The following is a 17,658-nucleotide window of genomic DNA, read 5'->3' on the forward strand; positions in this document are numbered from 1 at the left end:
GCCGGGGCGGATCGAGTTGGCGACGAATACGCGTATGAAAACAGTACGAGACCAAAGCTGGCCGCCGCGGGCTGTGATGCGCCGGGCGGGTGGATTGCGGACCCTGGAATCGGCACTGCATCGCTGCGGGCTGGGGCCGGTCGCCGGAGTCGACGAGGCGGGGCGCGGCCCGAGCGCAGGGCCACTCGTGGTGTCCGCGTGTGTCCTCGGGCCCCGCGCGCACGACGCGCTGGCCGGGCTGGACGATTCCAAAAAGCTCAGCGAGGCGACCCGTGAGGCCCTGTATCCGGTGATCACCCGGCTCGCTGCGGCCTGGTCGGTCGTGGTGATCCCGGCGGCCGAAATCGACGCCATCGGTATCCACGTGGCGAATATCCAGGGGATGCGCCGGGCCGTCGCCGGTCTCGGGCGAAGCCCCGGCTATGTGCTCACCGACGGGTTCCGGGTACCGGGACTACCGGTGCCGTCACTACCGGTGATCGGCGGGGACGGCACCGCGGCGTGTATCGCCGCGGCCAGTGTGCTGGCAAAGGTCACCCGCGACCGGATGATGGTCGAACTCGATCAGCGCCTGCCCGGATACGGGTTCGCCGAACACAAGGGGTACAACACCACCCGGCATACGGAAGCGCTGCAACGGCTCGGACCGTGCCCGGAACATCGCAGGTCATGGCGCAATGTGCGGGACAGTGAGGTCGCGCTGTCCCCGGCCGGCGACATACTGGTGGAGGTCACCACCGGGGCCGGTGGAGCCGCCTGACGTGCCACACGGCGGGTCTGGCCACCTGTGGTTGCGGCAGGTTACGCCCGGAGCCGAGGGGTGGTCGACCGGCCCACGGTGACATGCGCAGGCGGCATGAGCGATGATGACAACATACGCATGGCGGCGAGAAGGAGGACGTTCCACCCGATGAGTGCCGAGGACCTCGAGAAATACGAAACCGAGATGGAACTCTCGCTGTACCGGGAGTACAAGGACATCGTCGGTCAGTTCTCGTACGTGGTGGAAACCGAGCGCCGTTTCTATCTGGCCAACTCCGTGGAACTGCGGCCGCAGAACGCCGACGGCGAGGTGTACTTCGAAGTCCGGATGAGCGATGCCTGGGTGTGGGATATGTACCGGCCGGCTCGGTTCGTAAAACACGTCCGGGTGATCACCTTCAAGGACGTCAATATCGAGGAGCTGGAGAAGCCGGACCTGCGGCTGCCGGAGTGATCGACCCCGGCCCTGACCGTTGATTCCGGTCCGGCGCCGGCCCCGATCGCGGCGTGCATCGGCGCCGGTGGCCGGGCCCGTCCGATGGCGAACGCACGTGGTGCTGTCATCGTGGTCCCGGCAGTGCTCGTGAGCCCGGTATTCCGGGAAAGAACCGGGGCGGCACGATTCCGGATTCGGTGCAGTCCTTCCCGCCTGCGCTTGCCGATACTTGTCCACAGGATCTGGTTGTCCACAGGTTCGGTGTCTTCCCAGGTCGCCGACCCGCACCGCGGCGAACGCCCGCGATGCTGAGCGGGTGGCACACAACACGGCGCTCGGCGCACAAGGGGAGGAACTGGCGGCGCAATATCTTCAGGCCGCCGGAATGGAAATCATCTGCCGCAACTGGCGCTGCCGGTACGGCGAACTGGACCTGATCGTCCGCGATGCCGGGATCACCGCATTCGTCGAGGTGAAGACGAGGTCTGGTCTCGGGTACGGCACACCGGCCGAAGCCGTCACCTACGAGAAACAGCGGCGGATCCGCCGGCTCGCGCTGCTCTGGCTCACCGAGCAGGACGGGCCGTGGCAACGCATTCGGTTCGATGTGGTCTCGGTCCTGCTGGCGAAAACCACCGAACCCGTGATCGAGCACCTCGAGGCGGTGTTCTGATGCCGCTCGGCCGGGCCTGCTCGATCGCCGTCCGCGGGATCGATGGACAGGTCGTGGAGATCGAAGCCGACATCGGACAGGGGCTTCCTTCTGTGCACCTTGTCGGCCTGCCGGACACCTCGCTGCAGGAATCACGTGATCGAGTGCGGGCCGCCGTGGCCAACACCGGTGAGAAATGGCCCGATGGGCGCGTCATCCTGGCGTTGTCCCCCGCGACGCTTCCGAAAGTCGGCTCGACATACGACCTGGCGCTGGCCGTCGCCGTGCTGGACGCGGCCGATATCGTGCCTTCCGCCAAACTCGCCGGTACGGTCCTGCTCGGCGAACTTGCGCTCGACGGCCGGCTGCGGCGGGTCCGTGGGGTCCTGCCCGCTGTGCTGGCGGCGCGGCAGGCGGGCCGGAAAACCGTGATCGTCCCCGAGGAAGCGTTGTGCGAGGCGGGGCTGGTCGCGGGGATCCGGGTCCTGGGGGCACCCACATTGCGCGCCACCCTCGATTGGTTACGTGGAGAGCGAGAGCTTGCGGAATCACGCGGCCTGCCGGCGCATCAGGCGTCGCCGGTGGGCGATCTGCGCGATGTCGCGGGACAGCACGAGGCACGGTGGGCGCTGGAGGTCGCCGCGGCCGGCGGGCACCATCTGCTGTTGACCGGTTCACCCGGTATCGGCAAGACCATGCTCGCGCAACGGTTGCCGGGCGTGCTGCCGTCGCTGTCGGAGAACGAGGCGCTGGAGGTCACCGCGATCCATTCGGTGGCCGGCACCCTCTCCGAGGAACAACCGCTGATCACCACCCCACCGTTCGTCGCACCCCACCACTCGACTTCGGTGAGTGCCATGGTCGGCGGTGGGTCGGGTTCGGCCCGGCCCGGCGCGGTCAGCCGCGCCCACCGGGGTGTGCTGTTCCTGGACGAATGCGCCGAAATCGGTGCCAAGGTGCTGGAGGCGATGCGCACCCCGCTGGAGGAGGGCGAAGTCCGGATCGCCCGGCGCGACGGGGTCGCCCGGTTCCCGGCCCGGTTCCAGCTCATCCTGGCCGCGAACCCCTGCCCCTGCGCCCCTGCCCGCGACGTGGACTGCATCTGCGCACCGCTGGCCCGGCGCCGGTACCTCGGCAAACTGTCCGGTCCGCTGATCGACCGGATCGATATCTGGATGCAGATGCATCCCATGTCGTCCGCCGGTCTGGCGGCCGCGGAAGCCGAGGACAGCGCGACGGTACGGACAAGGGTCACAACCGCCCGCTCGGCCGCTGCGGCTCGCTGGCGCGAATTCGGCTGGCTGACCAACAGCGAAGTACCGGGCCACGTCCTGCGGCGGCAGTTACCGCTACCCGCCGAGTCCACGGCACCGGTAGAAGCCGCGCTGCGGCTGGGGCGGATCTCGGCACGGGGAGCCGACCGCGCGCTCCGGGTCGCCTGGACGGTATGTGATCTGCGCGGCGGCGATGTGCCCACCGCACACGACGTGATGCAGGCGCTCAACTTCCGGCAGCGGGGAACGCAGTGACAGCCGGGCGGCCCGGAGCGTCGGCTGCGCAGGGGGCCGCCGACGATCCCGGCCGCAGACAGCTCGCGTGGGCCTATCTGTCCCGGGTGGTCCTGGGGCCGTGCCCGGCGCTCACCGCATTGATCGAATCCGTCGGCGTAGTAGAGGCGGCACGAGCCGTCCGGGAACGGGAACTGCCGCAGGTTCTGCACGCCGCGACAGCATCGCGCCGCGCGGAAGACCAGGCGGCCCGGGACCTGGAGACCGTTGGCGGGCTGGGCGGCCGGCTGGTCACACCCGACGATCCGGAATGGCCTGCCTGGCGGATGCTCGGCCTATCGCAGCTACCGCCGGGACGTGATCCCGACGGCGCGGTTCCGCTGGTGTTCTGGGTACGCGGCACCCGCGATCTGACAGAGCTGACCGAACGCTCGCTGGCAGTGGTCGGAGCCCGCTGCAGTACCGGATACGGTGATCGGGCCGCCGGCGCGCTGGCCGGAGAGCTCGGGGCCCGCGGCTGGACCATCGTCTCCGGTGCTGCCTTCGGTATCGACGGTATGGCTCACCGTGCGGCACTCGCTGTCGGCGGCGCCACCATCGCCGTGCTGGCCTGCGGAGTGGACCGGCCCTATCCTGCCCAGCACGATCGCCTGATCGACCAGATCGCCGAAACAGGTCTGGTGGTCAGCGAATATCCGCCGGGCGTTACCGCACGCAAACATCATTTCCTGGCACGGAACCGGCTTATCGCGGCCCTGTCCGATGGTGTGCTGGTGGTCGAAGCAGGGGTGCGCAGCGGGGCGCGCAATACCGTGAAATGGGCTCGCCGTATCGGTCGTCCTGCCATGGCGGTCCCCGGGTCGGTGGATTCCGCGGCGTCCGCCGGATGCCATCGGATGATCAGCGAGGGGGAAGCGGTCCTGGTCGGCAGCGTGGACGAGGTACTGGCCGTCGCCGCACCGCTGCACCTACCATCGGCCGGCGACTCGGAACCACCTGCCGCACAACAGCTCACAGCAGCACAGTCGTCGGTGTGCGCGGCTCTGCCCGATACCGGCGGACGCTGGCCACACGAATTGTGCGCCACCACCGGGCTGACCGTCGCCGAGGTCCGTGCCGCGCTTGCGGCCCTGGATATGGCCGGATTGGCCGAGAGCGCCGGGTCGGGCTGGTTCCGGCTACACAACGGAAAGCGCACTCCGGCGGACCGGCCGGCGGACAGCGGTGTCGTACCGGGGCTCACGTTGCACAGTGATTCGAGCAGCATGAGCAAAGGATGCTGATCCATACCGGCACCGCCGGTCGGGGGAATCTTCGAAGGTGAGGACCAGCTTCGTCGGCGGCTGAGCTGCACCGTTCCCGGGTTTTTGTGGGGAGGCCGGGCGATTCGTCGCGGACGTGCGGGTGGGTTCGTCTCCATCAGTCGGGCCGCGATCGCTGTCCCGACCAGGATGCGCGAACCCGATCCGGGCCACGACGCCGCGCCGGCTGTGTGCCGGCGCAGTTGATCCGACTGGCCCAGGAGCCGCGCGGCCGAACGCCCACCCGACGACGAGCGCTGTGCACCGCCCTACCGGACTCGTAGTCCGGCAGCGGGCGAGCGCTGGTGGTCGGTCCCGGCGCGTGGGGTTGCGGAGCCGCGGGCCGCGAGCAACGGTGTGGTGGTGGAACTACCCGAGGACCTCGAAGCATTGCTGACCGAATACGGGCGATACCTGGAACTCGGCCGTAACCGGTCGGCGCATACCGTGCGCGCATACCTCGGCGACATCCGATCGCTGCTGCGGCATCTGCTCGGCCAGTCTGCCGATGCTTCGCTGCGCGAACTCGATCTGACCACGTTGCGATCATGGCTGGCGGTGCACGCGGACCAGGGGGCCGCACGCACGAGTATGGCGCGGCGTGCCTCCGCGGCCCGGGCCTTCACCGCATGGCTCACCCATACCGGCCGGCTCGACCGTGATCCCGGTTTGCGGCTGGCCGCGCCCAAAGCGCACCGCAGCCTGCCCGCAGTATTGGGTCAGGAACAGGCCGCCCGGATCATGTCTGCGGTGGAATCGGGTGCGGCCCAGCACGACCCGATGGCATTACGAGACAGGCTGATCATCGAACTGCTCTATGCCACCGGTATCCGGGTCAGCGAGCTGTGCGGCCTCGACATCGATGATGTGGACCGGGAACGCCGAGTCGTGCGCGTACTCGGCAAAGGACGCAAGGAACGGGCCGCACCGTTCGGGCTGCCGGCCGACCAGGCGGTACACAACTGGCTGAATCACGGCCGGTCGATGCTGGCCGTCCCGGATTCCGGTCGCGCCCTGTTACTGGGCCGGCGCGGCCGGCGCCTCGACCAGCGCCAAGCCCGGACCGTCGTGCACTCGGCCATTTCCGCAGTGCCGGGAGCCGCCGATATGGGTCCGCACGGGCTGCGTCATACGGCGGCCACGCATCTCCTCGAAGGCGGCGCCGATCTGCGGGTCGTGCAGGAACTACTCGGCCACGCCAGCCTGGCCACCACCCAGCTCTACACGCACGTATCCATCGAACGCCTCCGCACAGTGCACGACCAGGCGCACCCACGGGCGTGAGAGAGGGGCGACCGATCGTCGCGAACAGGTTCTGTGACGGCGGTGATCGACCGGACGGAGCGGGTCCGCCTACGGCCTGCGCGCAGAGTTCCGGCGCAGCCTGCGGAACCCGATCTCACAGACCGATCGAGATCGACCTGGGAGATGATTTCGATGTGCGGAAACGAGGGGGCTGCCTGATCTTTGCCCAGTCGCCGATCCGTATCCCCGCCGGCACGAAACCGGGGCAAAGTCCGGTGAACGCGCTTTCCGCGGTATTCGCTCGGCCCGACATACCGAATCAGCGCGTGGACGTGGACTCGTGTACGGCGCGGCGTTTACGCTGTCCAGCGGATCCGTTCAGCAGTTTCCGAAGGCGGATCGGGAGGCGAGCGTGCAGACCGCTACCAGTGCGAATACCCGATGAGCCCGGTACCGGAGGCAGCCGGGGAACCGGGCGCCGATGAGACACGGGAACCGGTAGTGGCTCCGATCGATTACCGGTTCACCCTTGCCAATGAGCGGACCTTCCTGTCCTGGATTCGCACCGCACTCGGGTTGCTCGCCGGTGGTGTCGCCGTGCACACCGTGGTGGTGGAGCAGTGGCCATCGGATCTCCGTTCTGTGCTGGCGGTGAGTTGTTTGCTGCTGTCGCTGGTGGTCGCGGTCGGTGCCTTCCTGCACTGGCGGCGCATCCGGTCGGCCATGGACGAGGGTCGGCCACTGCCCGGCACGGTGCTCGTTCCCGTACTTTCCGCGGGTACCGCAGTCGTGGCAGTACTCGCCTGCGTGGCAGTACTGCTGCATTGAGGTGTGCCGTGCCTGATTCCACCGAAATCCGATTGGCTGCGGAACGAACCGCGCTGTCGTGGCGACGAACATGCCTGGGCACGGTGGCCGTCGCGCTGCTGCTGCTCCGCGCGGTGCTGCAGGCCGGCTGGGATCCGGCCGCGCTGGCGCCCGGTATCGCCGGTCTGGTCCTGCTCGTCGTCGCTGGTCTGGGGTACCGCCGAAATCTTCGGCTGCACCGAGGTGCGGGCGGCTCCGGCGCCACGACCATCCGGTGGACCACCGTGGCGTTGGCCGTAGTTGTGGCCGTCACGGTCGGGTTCACGCTGTTCACGCCGGTCGCCGGCTGGTGAATTCGTGGAACGGGTGCGGAACCGCACCGCATGGTTTTCGGCCATGACCTGGTTACCGTCGGCAACGAGGTCATCGACTTCGGTGACCGCGATGCCGGAGTACCGGAATCGGGGCGCTGACGCGGCGATGATCGTGCCTGTGTACTTGTCGGATCTGGTTACCGGCCAGGGTGCACTGGTTTCAGACGGATAGAGGACAGCCGCAGCAAGCCGAGTGGGTCCAGATACTCCCGCCTCGCCCGGCCGCTCTGTTCCCGCCGCACCCCCCAGTGCAGACAAGCCGCCGCGCATTCTGCGTGCCCCGCCTCGAGGACACCGATTGCGGTGTGGTGGGTGACTCGTCTACCTACCGTGACCTCGGCCACCACCGGTTCATATGTAGTCCGCAGGTCTCCTTCGTGGCGTATCGATACGACCGGCCTGCCGGCCACTTCGCCGGCGAAGACCACCACTCCCGGGCCGGCTGCGTAAACCGGCTGCCCCGGCGTTCCGGCGAGATCGACACCGCGATGCCCGGGCAGCCAGTCCTGTTCCGGTGGGTCGAAGATTCGTTCGACGGCCGGGCGTGGCCGCAACGGCCAGGTGAATGGCTTGTCCGGGCGGGCTGCGGCCGTATCGGTGGAGGCCAGTGCCATCAGCAGAACCAGAAGCCCGATAAAAGAGCCCGTGCCGGGCCGGGCGTACCCCCTCCATACGCCCGGCCCGGCGGCGCTCCTATTTCCGGCCATGCGGGCACGGACAGGGCGGAGCGATCTTCGGCGCGAGCCGGATCAACGTACGTAGCAGCTCACCCAGCGCCGGAACGACCGTGCAGGCCGACCCGGACCCGGAAGCCGATCCCGACCCGCCGCATGCAGCGACTGCAGCCGGTGTGGTCGGGCCTTCGCCGGAGACGGCCGCCGAATTCGGGCCGTGCCCCGTCAGGTCGAGAGCGGGGGGAACGGTAGGCCCCTCCAGCACCGCCTCCCGGTGGGAGACGGGCAAATCTCGGGTTGTCGCACCCAATACGACGTGTTGTGCCTCGTCATAGGCAGGTGCGGAGATCGGCGTTGTCCGTGCCCGCCCACCATCGGAAGAAAGGCCCGGAGGCAGGGAATTCGCCCCCGGCGTCCCCACCGCCCGGCGGCCGGCCGCGTTATCGCCGGTGAAGGACTGTGCGAGCACCACCGACCCACCGGAATAGGCGGCGGCCGTGGCTCCCGGGCCCAACGGGAACGCGACGAGCACCGTGGTGAATGCGGCACCGAGTAGCACCTCCCACCGCCGATGCCTCGCCACCGAGCGACGGTGCCGAGCTCGGACGGAGACCGAACGGGTGACCAGTTGGTGGCCGGCCGCGGTCATCACCCGGGTCGCGGGGTTTTGCTCGCCGCCGCTCGCTCGCGCGCTCGGAGCAGGTAGATCGGCCACGCGGCCTCGTCCTTTCGGTATCCGAGGTGCTGCCGAGGGGAACCGCGTATCGCCGACCTTCCGCGATGCGTGGATCTGTGCAGTTCCGTCGCCCGTAGGGCGGAGCGTCAACGCCGTGGAGCGCGGCGACCTGCCGGCTATCGCCACGCCTCGGTACCGCGACGATCGGCTCGGGGTGCCGGTGTGGTCTTCCGGGACAGCACGCCGGACCGGGTTCCGGACCGGTGAGCGGCGGAATCGCCGACCGGGTGCGAGCCGTGACGGCGTCCCCGAGGGCAGCGGTGACCCATCGGGTGGCACGGCGGGAGACCGGCGCTCCGGGGCTGCACGCTGCGATTCGAGCGCGCCCAGTAGAACGGGGACACACTCGCGGTCTGTGGGACGGCCGGCAGTGTGGGCCATCCGGCGTTCGTATCGCCGGGCGCGCCGTTCGATATCGCCGGGCCCCGCAGCGGCCGGCTCCGAACTTCCGGGCCCGATCACCTGAGACACGGCGGACATACCGGCTGCGGCGCCCGCTGGGACCGCGGTCCGGACCGAGCGACGCCGGCCGGACATCGTTTCGCTACCGGCACGAGCTGATGATGTTGCGGGTATGTCCTGGTGGTGTGCACGAGCGCGGACCGGGAGGGAGCGGCGAACCGCAGAGCGTGCAGAGGTACTCCACTCGGTCTCGCAGCTCTGCCGCTCCGGGGCGCTTCCGGTTGTATCGGCGGGTGCGGCGACGGGCCGGGCGGCGTCCGTCCTCCGGCGGCTGTCGGCACACCACAGGTGGCGTGCGAATCGCGTGCCGCGGCCGTGCCCGGTGCGTGCGGAGGGGCCGGGCATGCCGGTATGGCGCCGCAGCACCCCGCGCCGTCGAGGACACGCCGCCGGTGGTTCGGGCGATCTTCGCGGCCATGGTGGCAACGGTTCGCCGCGGAGTGCGGCACGGGCGGAGACCGGCCGGTCGCGTGGTGCGATATGGGGCCAGTTGCGCGGCGCGGATGGGAGCCCTGCCGGTGCGGTAGGGGTGTGGTCGGCGGTGTCGTGACGGCTCATAGGCTCAGCGTGCCCGTGGCTGATTCCGGCCGGAACCCGCAATTCCGGCGCCTGTGGATAACCCGCCGTCTGTGAACAAGACGTGTTTCGAAATGCTTGCCCGTATCTCGCCGGAGGCGTCGCGCGACCGGCCGATTTCCGATTCTCGCAGCGCACGCCGTAAACTGGCCGAGCGGTCTGTGTTCGCGGGTTTCTGTGTGGCACCGACCGACTTCGCGCACCACCGTGCTTGTTCATCACGGCGCTGCCCGCCCCGCGCTCCCCGGGAGCCGACGGCCGGCGGCCCGATTCCGGAACAGGGGACATCTCGGCTGGTCCCGATCCATGATCGGGTCCGAGTGTTCTGTGGTGCCAGGGCAGCAGGCCGCCGGCTTGCTGTGACAACCGGCAACGAAAGAGAGATACGAGAGCAATGGCTGTCGTAACAATGAAGCAGCTGCTCGACAGCGGCGCGCATTTCGGGCACCAGACCCGTCGCTGGAACCCGAAGATGAAGCGGTTCATCTTCACCGACCGCAACGGCATCTACATCATCGACCTGCAGCAGACGCTGACCTACATCGACAAGGCCTACGAATTCGTCAAGGAGACCGTCGCCCACGGCGGCACCGTCCTGTTCGTCGGCACCAAGAAGCAGGCCCAGGAGTCCATTGCGGCCGAGGCCACGCGGGTCGGTATGCCGTATGTGAACCAGCGCTGGCTGGGCGGCATGCTCACCAACTTCTCCACCGTGCACAAGCGTCTGCAGCGTCTCAAGGAACTCGAGGCCATGGAGCAGACCGGCGGTTTCGAGGGTCGCACCAAGAAGGAAATCCTCATGCTCACGCGTGAGATGAACAAACTGGACCGCACCCTCGGCGGTATCCGCGATATGCAGAAGGTGCCCTCGGCCATCTGGGTCGTCGACACCAACAAGGAGCACATCGCAGTCGGCGAGGCTCGCAAGCTGAACATCCCGGTTATCGCGATCCTGGATACCAACTGCGATCCCGACCTCGTCGATTACCCCATCCCGGGTAACGACGACGCGATCCGTTCCGCCGCGCTGCTCACCAAGGTGGTCGCCTCCGCGGTGGCCGAGGGCGTGCAGGCCCGGGCCGGCCGCTCCAGCGGCGACGACAAGCCCGAGGCCGGTGCGGAACCGCTGCCGGAGTGGGAGCAGGAGTTGCTGGCGCAGGCCGCGCCCGGCGCAGAGACCCCGGCCGAGGCCCCCGCGGCCCCCGCCGAGGCCCCCGCGACCCCGGCCGAGGCGCCCGCGGAGACTCCGGCCGAAGCCTGAGTCGTCACCCTGTGTTCGGCCGGCGCTCACCGGCTGCTGCCGAGGTGAGCGCCGCCGAACTCGAATTTCCCACAGCGGTGGCCACGGCTGTACGAGCCGCGGCCACCGCTGACCGGTACCTGACTTTCTCGAAGGAGGCTCGCCCCCGATGGCGAACTACACCGCCGCTGACGTGAAGCGGCTGCGGGAGCTCACCGGCTCCGGAATGATGGACTGCAAGAACGCGCTGGTAGAGACCGACGGTGATTTCGACCAGGCCGTGGAATTGCTGCGCATCAAGGGCGCCAAGGATGTCGGCAAACGGGCCGAGCGCACCACCGCCGAGGGCCTGGTCATCGCCAAGGACGGCGTGATGGTCGAGATCAACTCCGAAACCGACTTCGTCGCCAAGAATGCGGAGTTCCAGGAGCTGGCGGACAAGATTGTCACTGCTGCCGCGGCTGCCAAACCGGCCGATGTGGATGCCCTCGCGGCCGTGGCCCTCGACGGCTCGACGGTCGACGAGGCGCTGCAGGCGTTGGCGGCCAAGATCGGCGAGAAGCTGGAACTGCGCCGCGTCGTCTCCCTGGACGGCCCGGTGGCCACCTACCTGCACAAGCGGGCCTCGGATCTGCCGCCGGCCGTTGGCGTGCTGGTCGAGTACACCGGTTCCGGTGACGCCGCTGCGGAGGCCGCCCGCGGCGCCGCCATGCAGGTCGCTGCGCTCAAGGCCAAGTACGTCACCCGCGACGAGGTCCCCGCCGATCTCGTCGAGAACGAGCGCCGGATCGCGGAGCAGACCGCCCGCGAAGAAGGTAAGCCCGAGGCTGCGCTGCCCAAGATCACCGAGGGGCGCGTGAACGGCTTCTTCAAGGACACCGTGCTGCTCGAGCAGCCGTCGGTCACCGATAACAAGAAGACCGTGAAAGCCCTGCTGGACGAGGCCGGTGTCACCGTTACCCGGTTCGCCCGGTTCGAGGTCGGCCAGGCCTGATCCGTTTCGCACGAACCCCCGTCGCATACGCTGCGGCGGGGGTTTGCTGCTGAGCGGGCACTTTCCGGCCTCGCCCGCCCCGTCGTACGGGCGCCGAGCGACGTAGGGCAGGATAGAAGCCGCCCTGTAGTGGCCTATGCTACGTAGCCGCGCGCCGCGCCCGGGCCATTCGGAAGCGGGCGGCACCGGTTCCCCGGCGGCCCCGCACCATGAACACTATCTACCGAGTACCGCCGATCGCCGAAGGAGACGCCAGCCGATGACGCACCCCGGGACCCACCGCCCAGGATTTCGCCGGGTACTGCTGAAACTGGGTGGTGAGATGTTCGGCGGCGGCACGGTGGGGCTGGATCCCGATATGGTGCAGACCGTCGCGGAGCAGATCGCCGAGGTCGTTTCCACCGGGGTACAGGTGGCGGTGGTGATCGGTGGCGGGAACTTTTTCCGCGGCGCCGAACTCGAGGAGCGCGGTCTCGAACGTGCGCGGTCGGATTACATGGGCATGCTCGGCACGGTCATGAACAGTCTTGCGCTACAGGATTTCCTGCAGAAGCAGGGCGTGGACACCAGGGTGCAGACCGCCATCACGATGGGGCAGGTCGCGGAGCCCTACCTGCCGTTGCGTGCCAAGCGGCATCTGGAGAAGGGGCGCGTGGTGATCTTCGGCGCGGGGATGGGGATGCCCTACTTCTCGACCGACACCACCGCAGCCCAGCGGGCGCTGGAGATCGGCGCAGAGGTGGTGTTGATGGCCAAGGCGGTCGACGGAGTGTTCGACGCCGATCCGCGGCTGGATCCGGACGCCAGCATGTTCCACGAGATCACGCACAAGGAAGCCATCGAACGCGACCTGAAGGTTGCCGATTCGACGGCGTTCAGTTTGTGCATGGACAACCAGATGCCGATGCTGGTGTTCAATTTGTTGACCAAGGGCAATATTGCCAGGGCGGTGGCCGGTGAGAAGATCGGCACATTGGTTCGATCCTGATACCGCGGGCCCGCGGGTCATGACGATGACGACGCAGTGGAGGAACGGTCGTGATTGAAGAAGCGCTCTTCGACGCCGAGGAGAAGATGGAGAAGGCTGTCTCGGTGGCGAAGGACGATCTGGGTGGCATCCGGACCGGGCGTGCGAACCCGGGGATGTTCTCCCGGGTCGTGGTCGACTATTACGGATCGCCGACCCCGATCACCCAGTTGTCGAGTATCTCGGTCCCGGAGCCGCGGATGGTGGTGGTGAAGCCGTACGAGCAGGCACAGCTGGGGCCGATCGAAACTGCGATCCGCAATTCCGATCTCGGGGTGAACCCGACCAACAACGGCGATATCCTGCGGATATCGATCCCGCAGCTCACCGAGGAGCGGCGCCGCGAATTGGTCAAGCAGGCCAAGCAGAAGGGCGAGGACGCCAAGGTCTCGATCCGCAATGTGCGGCGCAAGGCGATGGAGGAGCTGGGCCGGATCCAGAAGGACGGTGAGGCCGGTGAGGACGAGGTCGGCCGGGCCGAGAAGGAACTGGACAAGACCACGGCCAGATATGTCGGTCAGATCGACGAGCTGGTGAAACACAAGGAATCCGAACTGCTCGAGGTGTGACCCGGCGTTCTCCGATGTATCCGCCGCCGCGGCGGTGGTGTAGTTTGCGCAGGCGTATCGGGTGACGTGGGCCGCGTACTGTCCGTAGTCGGCAGAGCGGTGGGTGCCGTGCGGAAACGGGGCCGTATCGGCGCTGCAACGGCGGGCCGGCGGCCCGGGGATTGACGCACAATGAGAACAGCGGAGCGGCGACGCCTGCTTCGGGTGGGAACGAACGGAACGACGACGAGTTGAGCGACGGGACAATCGTGGCCGAGAAAGCCGCCGCGACCGGTGCGGCCCGACCGCAGCCGCCGGCCGAGGGCATATCCGAATCGACACCGGCGTCTGCCGGTGCGTCCGCAGGCGTCCCGGAGGCCGGCGCGCCCTCTGGTGCCGTGCCCATCGAGATGACGACGGCGGCTGTGCCTCCCGATACGCCGGCCGGGGCACCTTCCGGCGGTGCAGGAGGCGCGAGTAATGCCCCTGCGGCTCCGGCGCCGCGGCGGTCCCGTGCCGGACGCAACCTGCCGGCGGCGCTTGCCGTCGGCCTGACGCTCGGGATCTCGTGTATCGCGGTCCTGTTGTTCGTCCCCAAGGTGTTCATCGGCGTCGCCGGCGTCGCGGTCGGTATCGCGACCTGGGAGGTGGCCAAACGACTCCGCGAAGCGGATGTGCTGGTACCGCGCGCGCCGCTGATTGCCGGTGGTCAAGCGGTGTTCTGGCTGGGCTGGCCGTTCGGTGCGAGTGGAGTGGTCGGCGCCTTCGCGGCGACGGTTCTGATCTGTATGGTCTGGCGCCTGTTCGACCACGGCCTGAACACGGCGCCGCGCAATTTCTTGCGTGATACCGCTATCACGGTGTTCACGCTGGCGTGGATTCCGTTGCTGGCCTCGTTCGCGGTCCTGCTGCTCCTGGAGGATCCTGACGGCAACCTGCGGGTCCTGACGTTCATGATCCTGGTGGTGTGTTCCGATGTGGGCGGTTACGTGGCGGGCGTGTTGTTCGGCCGCCACCCCATGGTGCCGTCGATCAGTCCCAAGAAATCCTGGGAGGGATTCTGCGGGTCGCTGGTGTTCGCGATCATCGGCGGTCTGCTCACCGTGACGCTGCTGCTGGAAGCCAACTCGATGGTCGGGGTGGTGCTCGGTGTGGGCCTCGTGGTCGTCGCGACCCTCGGCGATCTGATCGAATCGCAGATCAAGCGCGAACTGGGTATCAAGGATATGGGCACGATGTTGCCCGGGCACGGCGGCATCATGGACCGGCTCGATTCCATGCTGCCGTCGGCCTTCGTATCCTGGCTGGTACTCACCACCCTGGTCTGAGGCCGCGTCTGCCGGTCATTCCTTGTGTACTGCTCGGCGCAATTGCATGATGCGGACGCCGCCCACCAGCGCCATGACCAGGGCACCCGCGATCACCGATAGCAGAATCGTCACGCCCAGGGGCAGCGAGAAGTTCCAGAAGAGCATTTCGACATTCGCGCTTTCCGAGTTCTGGATGATGAAAATCAGCAGGATGATGCCGAGGATGGCCGCGATGATCAGGGCGATCCAGGCATTTCCTACGCGGGAACTGCCCGCATTTTTGCGCCGACCGGCCTTGTCGGTTGCCTTTCGGCCGGTGGGGGCGGGTGCCGGCTTTCCCCGCACAGGTTCACCCGGTGGCCGTGCGCCGGGCAGCGCACCGGTTTCGGGAATTCGGTCATCAGAGGTCGCCATACGTCGATGATTGCCGACAGCTATCGCCCCCGCGGGGATTTCCGCACCGCCCGTCGATCGTGCCGCTGTCCAGCCGGCGGCTTGTCGCTGGTCACATCGAGCGAGATGCCACACTGGTAGGACTATGACCGCCCCCTTGCCCTTGGTTTTCGATGCACCCCGCCGTGGGATGCCGCCCCGCCACCTCGCCGATCTCGACGCCGACGGGCGCCGCGCCGCCATGGTGGAGCTGGGCCTGCCGAAGTTCCGGGCCGACCAGATCGCCCGCCAGTACTACGGCCGGCTCCAAGCCGACCCCGCCGCAATGACCGATCTACCCGCCGCGGTGCGGGACACGATCGCCGGTGCGCTGTTCCCGCCGCTGCTGACCCCGGTGCGGCATATCGCCTGCGATTCCGGCGAGACTCGCAAGACGCTGTGGCGCGCCGGCGACGGCACCCTGCTGGAAAGCGTGCTGATGCGCTACCCGGACCGCGCCACCCTGTGTATTTCCAGCCAGGCCGGTTGCGGTATGGCCTGTCCGTTCTGTGCCACGGGTCAGGGCGGATTGAACCGCAACTTGTCCACGGCAGAGATCGTCGACCAGGTGCGCGCCGCGGCGGCCGACTTGCGCGACGGCGCGGTGCCGGGTGGGGCCGGACGCCTGTCCAATATCGTGTTCATGGGTATGGGGGAGCCCCTGGCGAACTACAAGCGGGTGGTGAACGCCGTCCGCCGGATCGTCTCGCCCGCTCCGGACGGTCTCGGGATTTCGCAGCGCAACGTCGTGGTGTCGACCGTGGGATTGGCCCCGGCGATCCGCAAACTTGCCGACGAGGGCCTGTCGGTGACGCTGGCCGTCTCCCTCCACACCCCTGACGACGAACTCCGCGACACCCTCGTCCCGGTGAACAACCGCTGGCCGGTGGCGGAGGTCCTCGACGCCGCCCGTTACTACGCCGACAAGACAGGTCGGCGCATCTCGGTGGAATACGCGCTGATCCGCGATATCAACGACCATCCCTGGCGCGCGGAGATGCTCGGCGCGAAACTGCACAAGGCGCTCGGGTCGCGCGTGCACGTGAACGTCATCCCGCTGAACCCGACACCGGGCAGTAAATGGGACGCCAGCCCGAAACCGGTCGAACGCGAGTTCGTGCGCCGGGTCGAAGCGCAGGGTGTTCCGTGCACGGTCCGGGATACTCGCGGCCAGGAAATTGCCGCCGCCTGCGGGCAGTTGGCCGCCGAGGGCTGAGCAGGCCCGGCGTCGCTTCGCCCAGAAGGCAACACCACGTGGCCTGTCCGCCGATACGCTGACGAGTACACGTGAAACAGGAGCGACAGGTATGGCCGACCGAGTGGTCGTCGTCGGTGCGGGAATCGTAGGCCTCGCGGTGGCCAGGGAGATCGGTCGCCGCCGGCCGGGGGACCGAGTGGTGGTGCTGGAGAAGGAAGACCGGGTTGCGGTGCACCAGACCGGTCACAACTCGGGAGTGGTGCATGCCGGGATCTACTACCAGCCGGGGACTTTGAAGGCAGTATTGTGCGCGCGGGGCCGCGATATGCTGCGCGCCTACTGCGCCGAGCGGGATTTGCCGTACGAGGAATGCGGCAAGCTCGTCATCGCCGTGGACGCCGAAGAAACAGCTCGCCTGGACGCAGTCCAGGCACGGGCGGTGAGCAATGCGGTGCCCGGATTGCGTCGAGTCGATTCCGCCGGTATTCGCGATATCGAACCGTTCGCCGAGGGGGTTGCGGCGCTGTATTCACCGCATACCGCGATCACCGATTTCCGTCGCGTGGCCGAGGCTTTCGCGGCGGATGTGGTGGCCGCCGGCGGCGAGGTCAGGACCTCGTGCGCGGTGGACCGGATTGCCCGGACGACCTCGGGTATCGAAATCGGTGTGGGAGAGCAGGTTCTGCACGCGGAACGGGTCGTCATCTGCGCCGGATTACAGGCAGATACCGTGGCCGGTCTCGCGGGCGGCGACCCCTCGCCGCGGATCATCCCTTTCCGCGGCGAGTACATGAATGTGGTGCCGGAGAAGAGTGATCTGGTGCGCGGGCTCGTCTATCCGGTTCCGGATCCGCGCTACCCCTTCCTGGGTGTTCATTTCACGCGGCGAGTATCGGGAACGGTCGAGGTCGGGCCCAATGCGGTTCTGGCCTTCGCGCGGGAAGGGTATCGACGTACCCGATTCGTACCCGGGGATATGGTGAAAACCCTGGCTTGGCCGGGTTTCCGGCGCATGGCGCGCCGGCATTGGCGCACCGGGCTCGGGGAAATGTACGGTTCGATGTCGATCGCCGCGTATATGCGTAAGGCGCAGCGCTACATTCCCGCGATCGGGGCGGCAGACGTGTTCCGCGGGGGAGCGGGGGTCCGCGCCCAAGCCCTCGACACCGACGGCACTTTGGTCGACGATTTCCGGATCGACCGCCTGGGCGCGGTCACTGCCGTCCGTAATGCGCCGTCCCCCGCGGCGACGTCATCGCTCGCGATCGCCCAATATGTCGTCGATGTGATCGACGGAAAAGGCTGAGGCGCGCTGCGGCGGCATGCGCTCGCCCAAGGGCGGGCGCTTACCGGCAAGGAGGCGATTGTGTGCTTCC

General features: G+C 67.9%; 17 protein-coding genes. 15 read left to right on the top strand and 2 right to left on the bottom strand.

The genetic code is table 11. From position 1 onward, the window contains the following. The first annotated feature begins 34 nt into the window (after positions 1-34). The 8 genes from NS6_RS16140 (at position 35) to NS6_RS35195 (ending at position 7,064) form a co-directional block, all read left to right on the top strand. Positions 35-760, top strand: coding sequence for a ribonuclease HII (locus NS6_RS16140; protein WP_084471098.1), 726 nt, complete (start codon positions 35-37; stop codon positions 758-760). Between the two features lie 150 nt (positions 761-910). Continuing rightward, positions 911-1,216 carry a DUF2469 domain-containing protein gene (locus tag NS6_RS16145; protein WP_011210678.1) on the top strand — a complete coding sequence of 102 codons (306 nt, stop codon included), beginning with the start codon at positions 911-913 and terminating at the stop codon, positions 1,214-1,216. A gap of 298 nt (positions 1,217-1,514) precedes the next feature. Then, positions 1,515-1,871: a YraN family protein gene (locus NS6_RS16150; protein ID WP_068042656.1), complete on the top strand. Its 357-nt coding sequence runs from the start codon at positions 1,515-1,517 to the stop codon at positions 1,869-1,871. Further along, positions 1,871-3,379 (top strand): YifB family Mg chelatase-like AAA ATPase, encoded by a 1,509-nt coding sequence (locus tag NS6_RS16155; RefSeq protein ID WP_068042658.1) that lies wholly within the window; start codon positions 1,871-1,873, stop codon positions 3,377-3,379. The genes NS6_RS16150 and NS6_RS16155 overlap by 1 nt, the downstream gene beginning before the upstream one ends. Continuing rightward, positions 3,376-4,641 carry a DNA-processing protein DprA gene (gene dprA, locus NS6_RS16160; RefSeq protein WP_084471099.1) on the top strand — a complete coding sequence of 422 codons (1,266 nt, stop codon included), beginning with the start codon at positions 3,376-3,378 and terminating at the stop codon, positions 4,639-4,641. Before NS6_RS16155 ends, dprA begins: the two co-directional genes overlap by 4 nt. A 378-nt stretch (positions 4,642-5,019) precedes the next feature. Beyond that, positions 5,020-5,943: a tyrosine-type recombinase/integrase gene (locus tag NS6_RS16165; protein ID WP_068042753.1), complete on the top strand. Its 924-nt coding sequence runs from the start codon at positions 5,020-5,022 to the stop codon at positions 5,941-5,943. 402 nt (positions 5,944-6,345) lie between these two features. Beyond that, complete coding sequence (locus tag NS6_RS16170; protein WP_084471100.1) at positions 6,346-6,732, top strand: YidH family protein; 387 nt, start codon at positions 6,346-6,348, stop codon at positions 6,730-6,732. 8 nt (positions 6,733-6,740) lie between these two features. After that, a complete protein-coding gene (locus NS6_RS35195) occupies positions 6,741-7,064 on the top strand; it encodes a DUF202 domain-containing protein (protein ID WP_168443475.1) in 324 nt (107 codons plus the stop codon). A gap of 158 nt (positions 7,065-7,222) precedes the next feature. Here NS6_RS35195 and NS6_RS16180 read toward each other — a convergent pair whose 3' ends face one another. After that, entirely contained in the window at positions 7,223-7,699 is a 477-nt protein-coding gene (locus NS6_RS16180) for a M23 family metallopeptidase (RefSeq protein ID WP_068042661.1), read from the bottom strand. Between the two features lie 2,228 nt (positions 7,700-9,927). Between NS6_RS16180 and rpsB the strand changes: the two genes are divergently transcribed. The 5 genes from rpsB (at position 9,928) to NS6_RS16210 (ending at position 14,670) form a co-directional block, all read left to right on the top strand. Beyond that, positions 9,928-10,794 (top strand): 30S ribosomal protein S2, encoded by an 867-nt coding sequence (rpsB, locus tag NS6_RS16190; RefSeq protein ID WP_068042664.1) that lies wholly within the window; start codon positions 9,928-9,930, stop codon positions 10,792-10,794. A gap of 148 nt (positions 10,795-10,942) precedes the next feature. Continuing rightward, a complete protein-coding gene (tsf, locus tag NS6_RS16195) occupies positions 10,943-11,767 on the top strand; it encodes a translation elongation factor Ts (RefSeq protein WP_068042666.1) in 825 nt (274 codons plus the stop codon). 259 nt (positions 11,768-12,026) lie between these two features. Then, positions 12,027-12,755 (top strand): UMP kinase, encoded by a 729-nt coding sequence (pyrH, locus tag NS6_RS16200; protein ID WP_068042668.1) that lies wholly within the window; start codon positions 12,027-12,029, stop codon positions 12,753-12,755. Between the two features lie 50 nt (positions 12,756-12,805). After that, positions 12,806-13,363, top strand: a complete 558-nt coding sequence (gene frr, locus NS6_RS16205; RefSeq protein ID WP_068042670.1) for a ribosome recycling factor — start codon at positions 12,806-12,808, stop codon at positions 13,361-13,363. Positions 13,364-13,593: 230 nt separating this feature from the next. Continuing rightward, the gene (locus tag NS6_RS16210) at positions 13,594-14,670 is read left to right on the top strand and encodes a phosphatidate cytidylyltransferase (RefSeq protein ID WP_245669380.1); all 1,077 of its coding nucleotides are present in this window, start codon (positions 13,594-13,596) and stop codon (positions 14,668-14,670) included. Positions 14,671-14,685: 15 nt separating this feature from the next. Here the strand turns inward: NS6_RS16210 and NS6_RS16215 are convergent, their stop codons facing one another. Further along, complete coding sequence (locus tag NS6_RS16215; protein ID WP_068042672.1) at positions 14,686-15,066, bottom strand: LapA family protein; 381 nt, start codon at positions 15,064-15,066, stop codon at positions 14,686-14,688. 124 nt (positions 15,067-15,190) lie between these two features. Here NS6_RS16215 and rlmN point away from each other — a divergent pair, with 124 nt between their 5' ends. Together rlmN and lhgD are read left to right on the top strand one after the other, a co-directional pair. Next, entirely contained in the window at positions 15,191-16,300 is a 1,110-nt protein-coding gene (gene rlmN / locus NS6_RS16220; RefSeq protein ID WP_068042674.1) for a dual-specificity RNA methyltransferase RlmN, read from the top strand. A 91-nt stretch (positions 16,301-16,391) separates the two neighbouring features. After that, positions 16,392-17,588, top strand: coding sequence for an L-2-hydroxyglutarate dehydrogenase (lhgD, locus tag NS6_RS16225; protein ID WP_068042675.1), 1,197 nt, complete (start codon positions 16,392-16,394; stop codon positions 17,586-17,588). Positions 17,589-17,658: the final 70 nt, after the last annotated feature.

This window comes from Nocardia speluncae NBRC 108251, from assembly GCF_001613245.1.
Lineage (GTDB): Bacteria > Actinomycetota > Actinomycetes > Mycobacteriales > Mycobacteriaceae > Nocardia > Nocardia speluncae.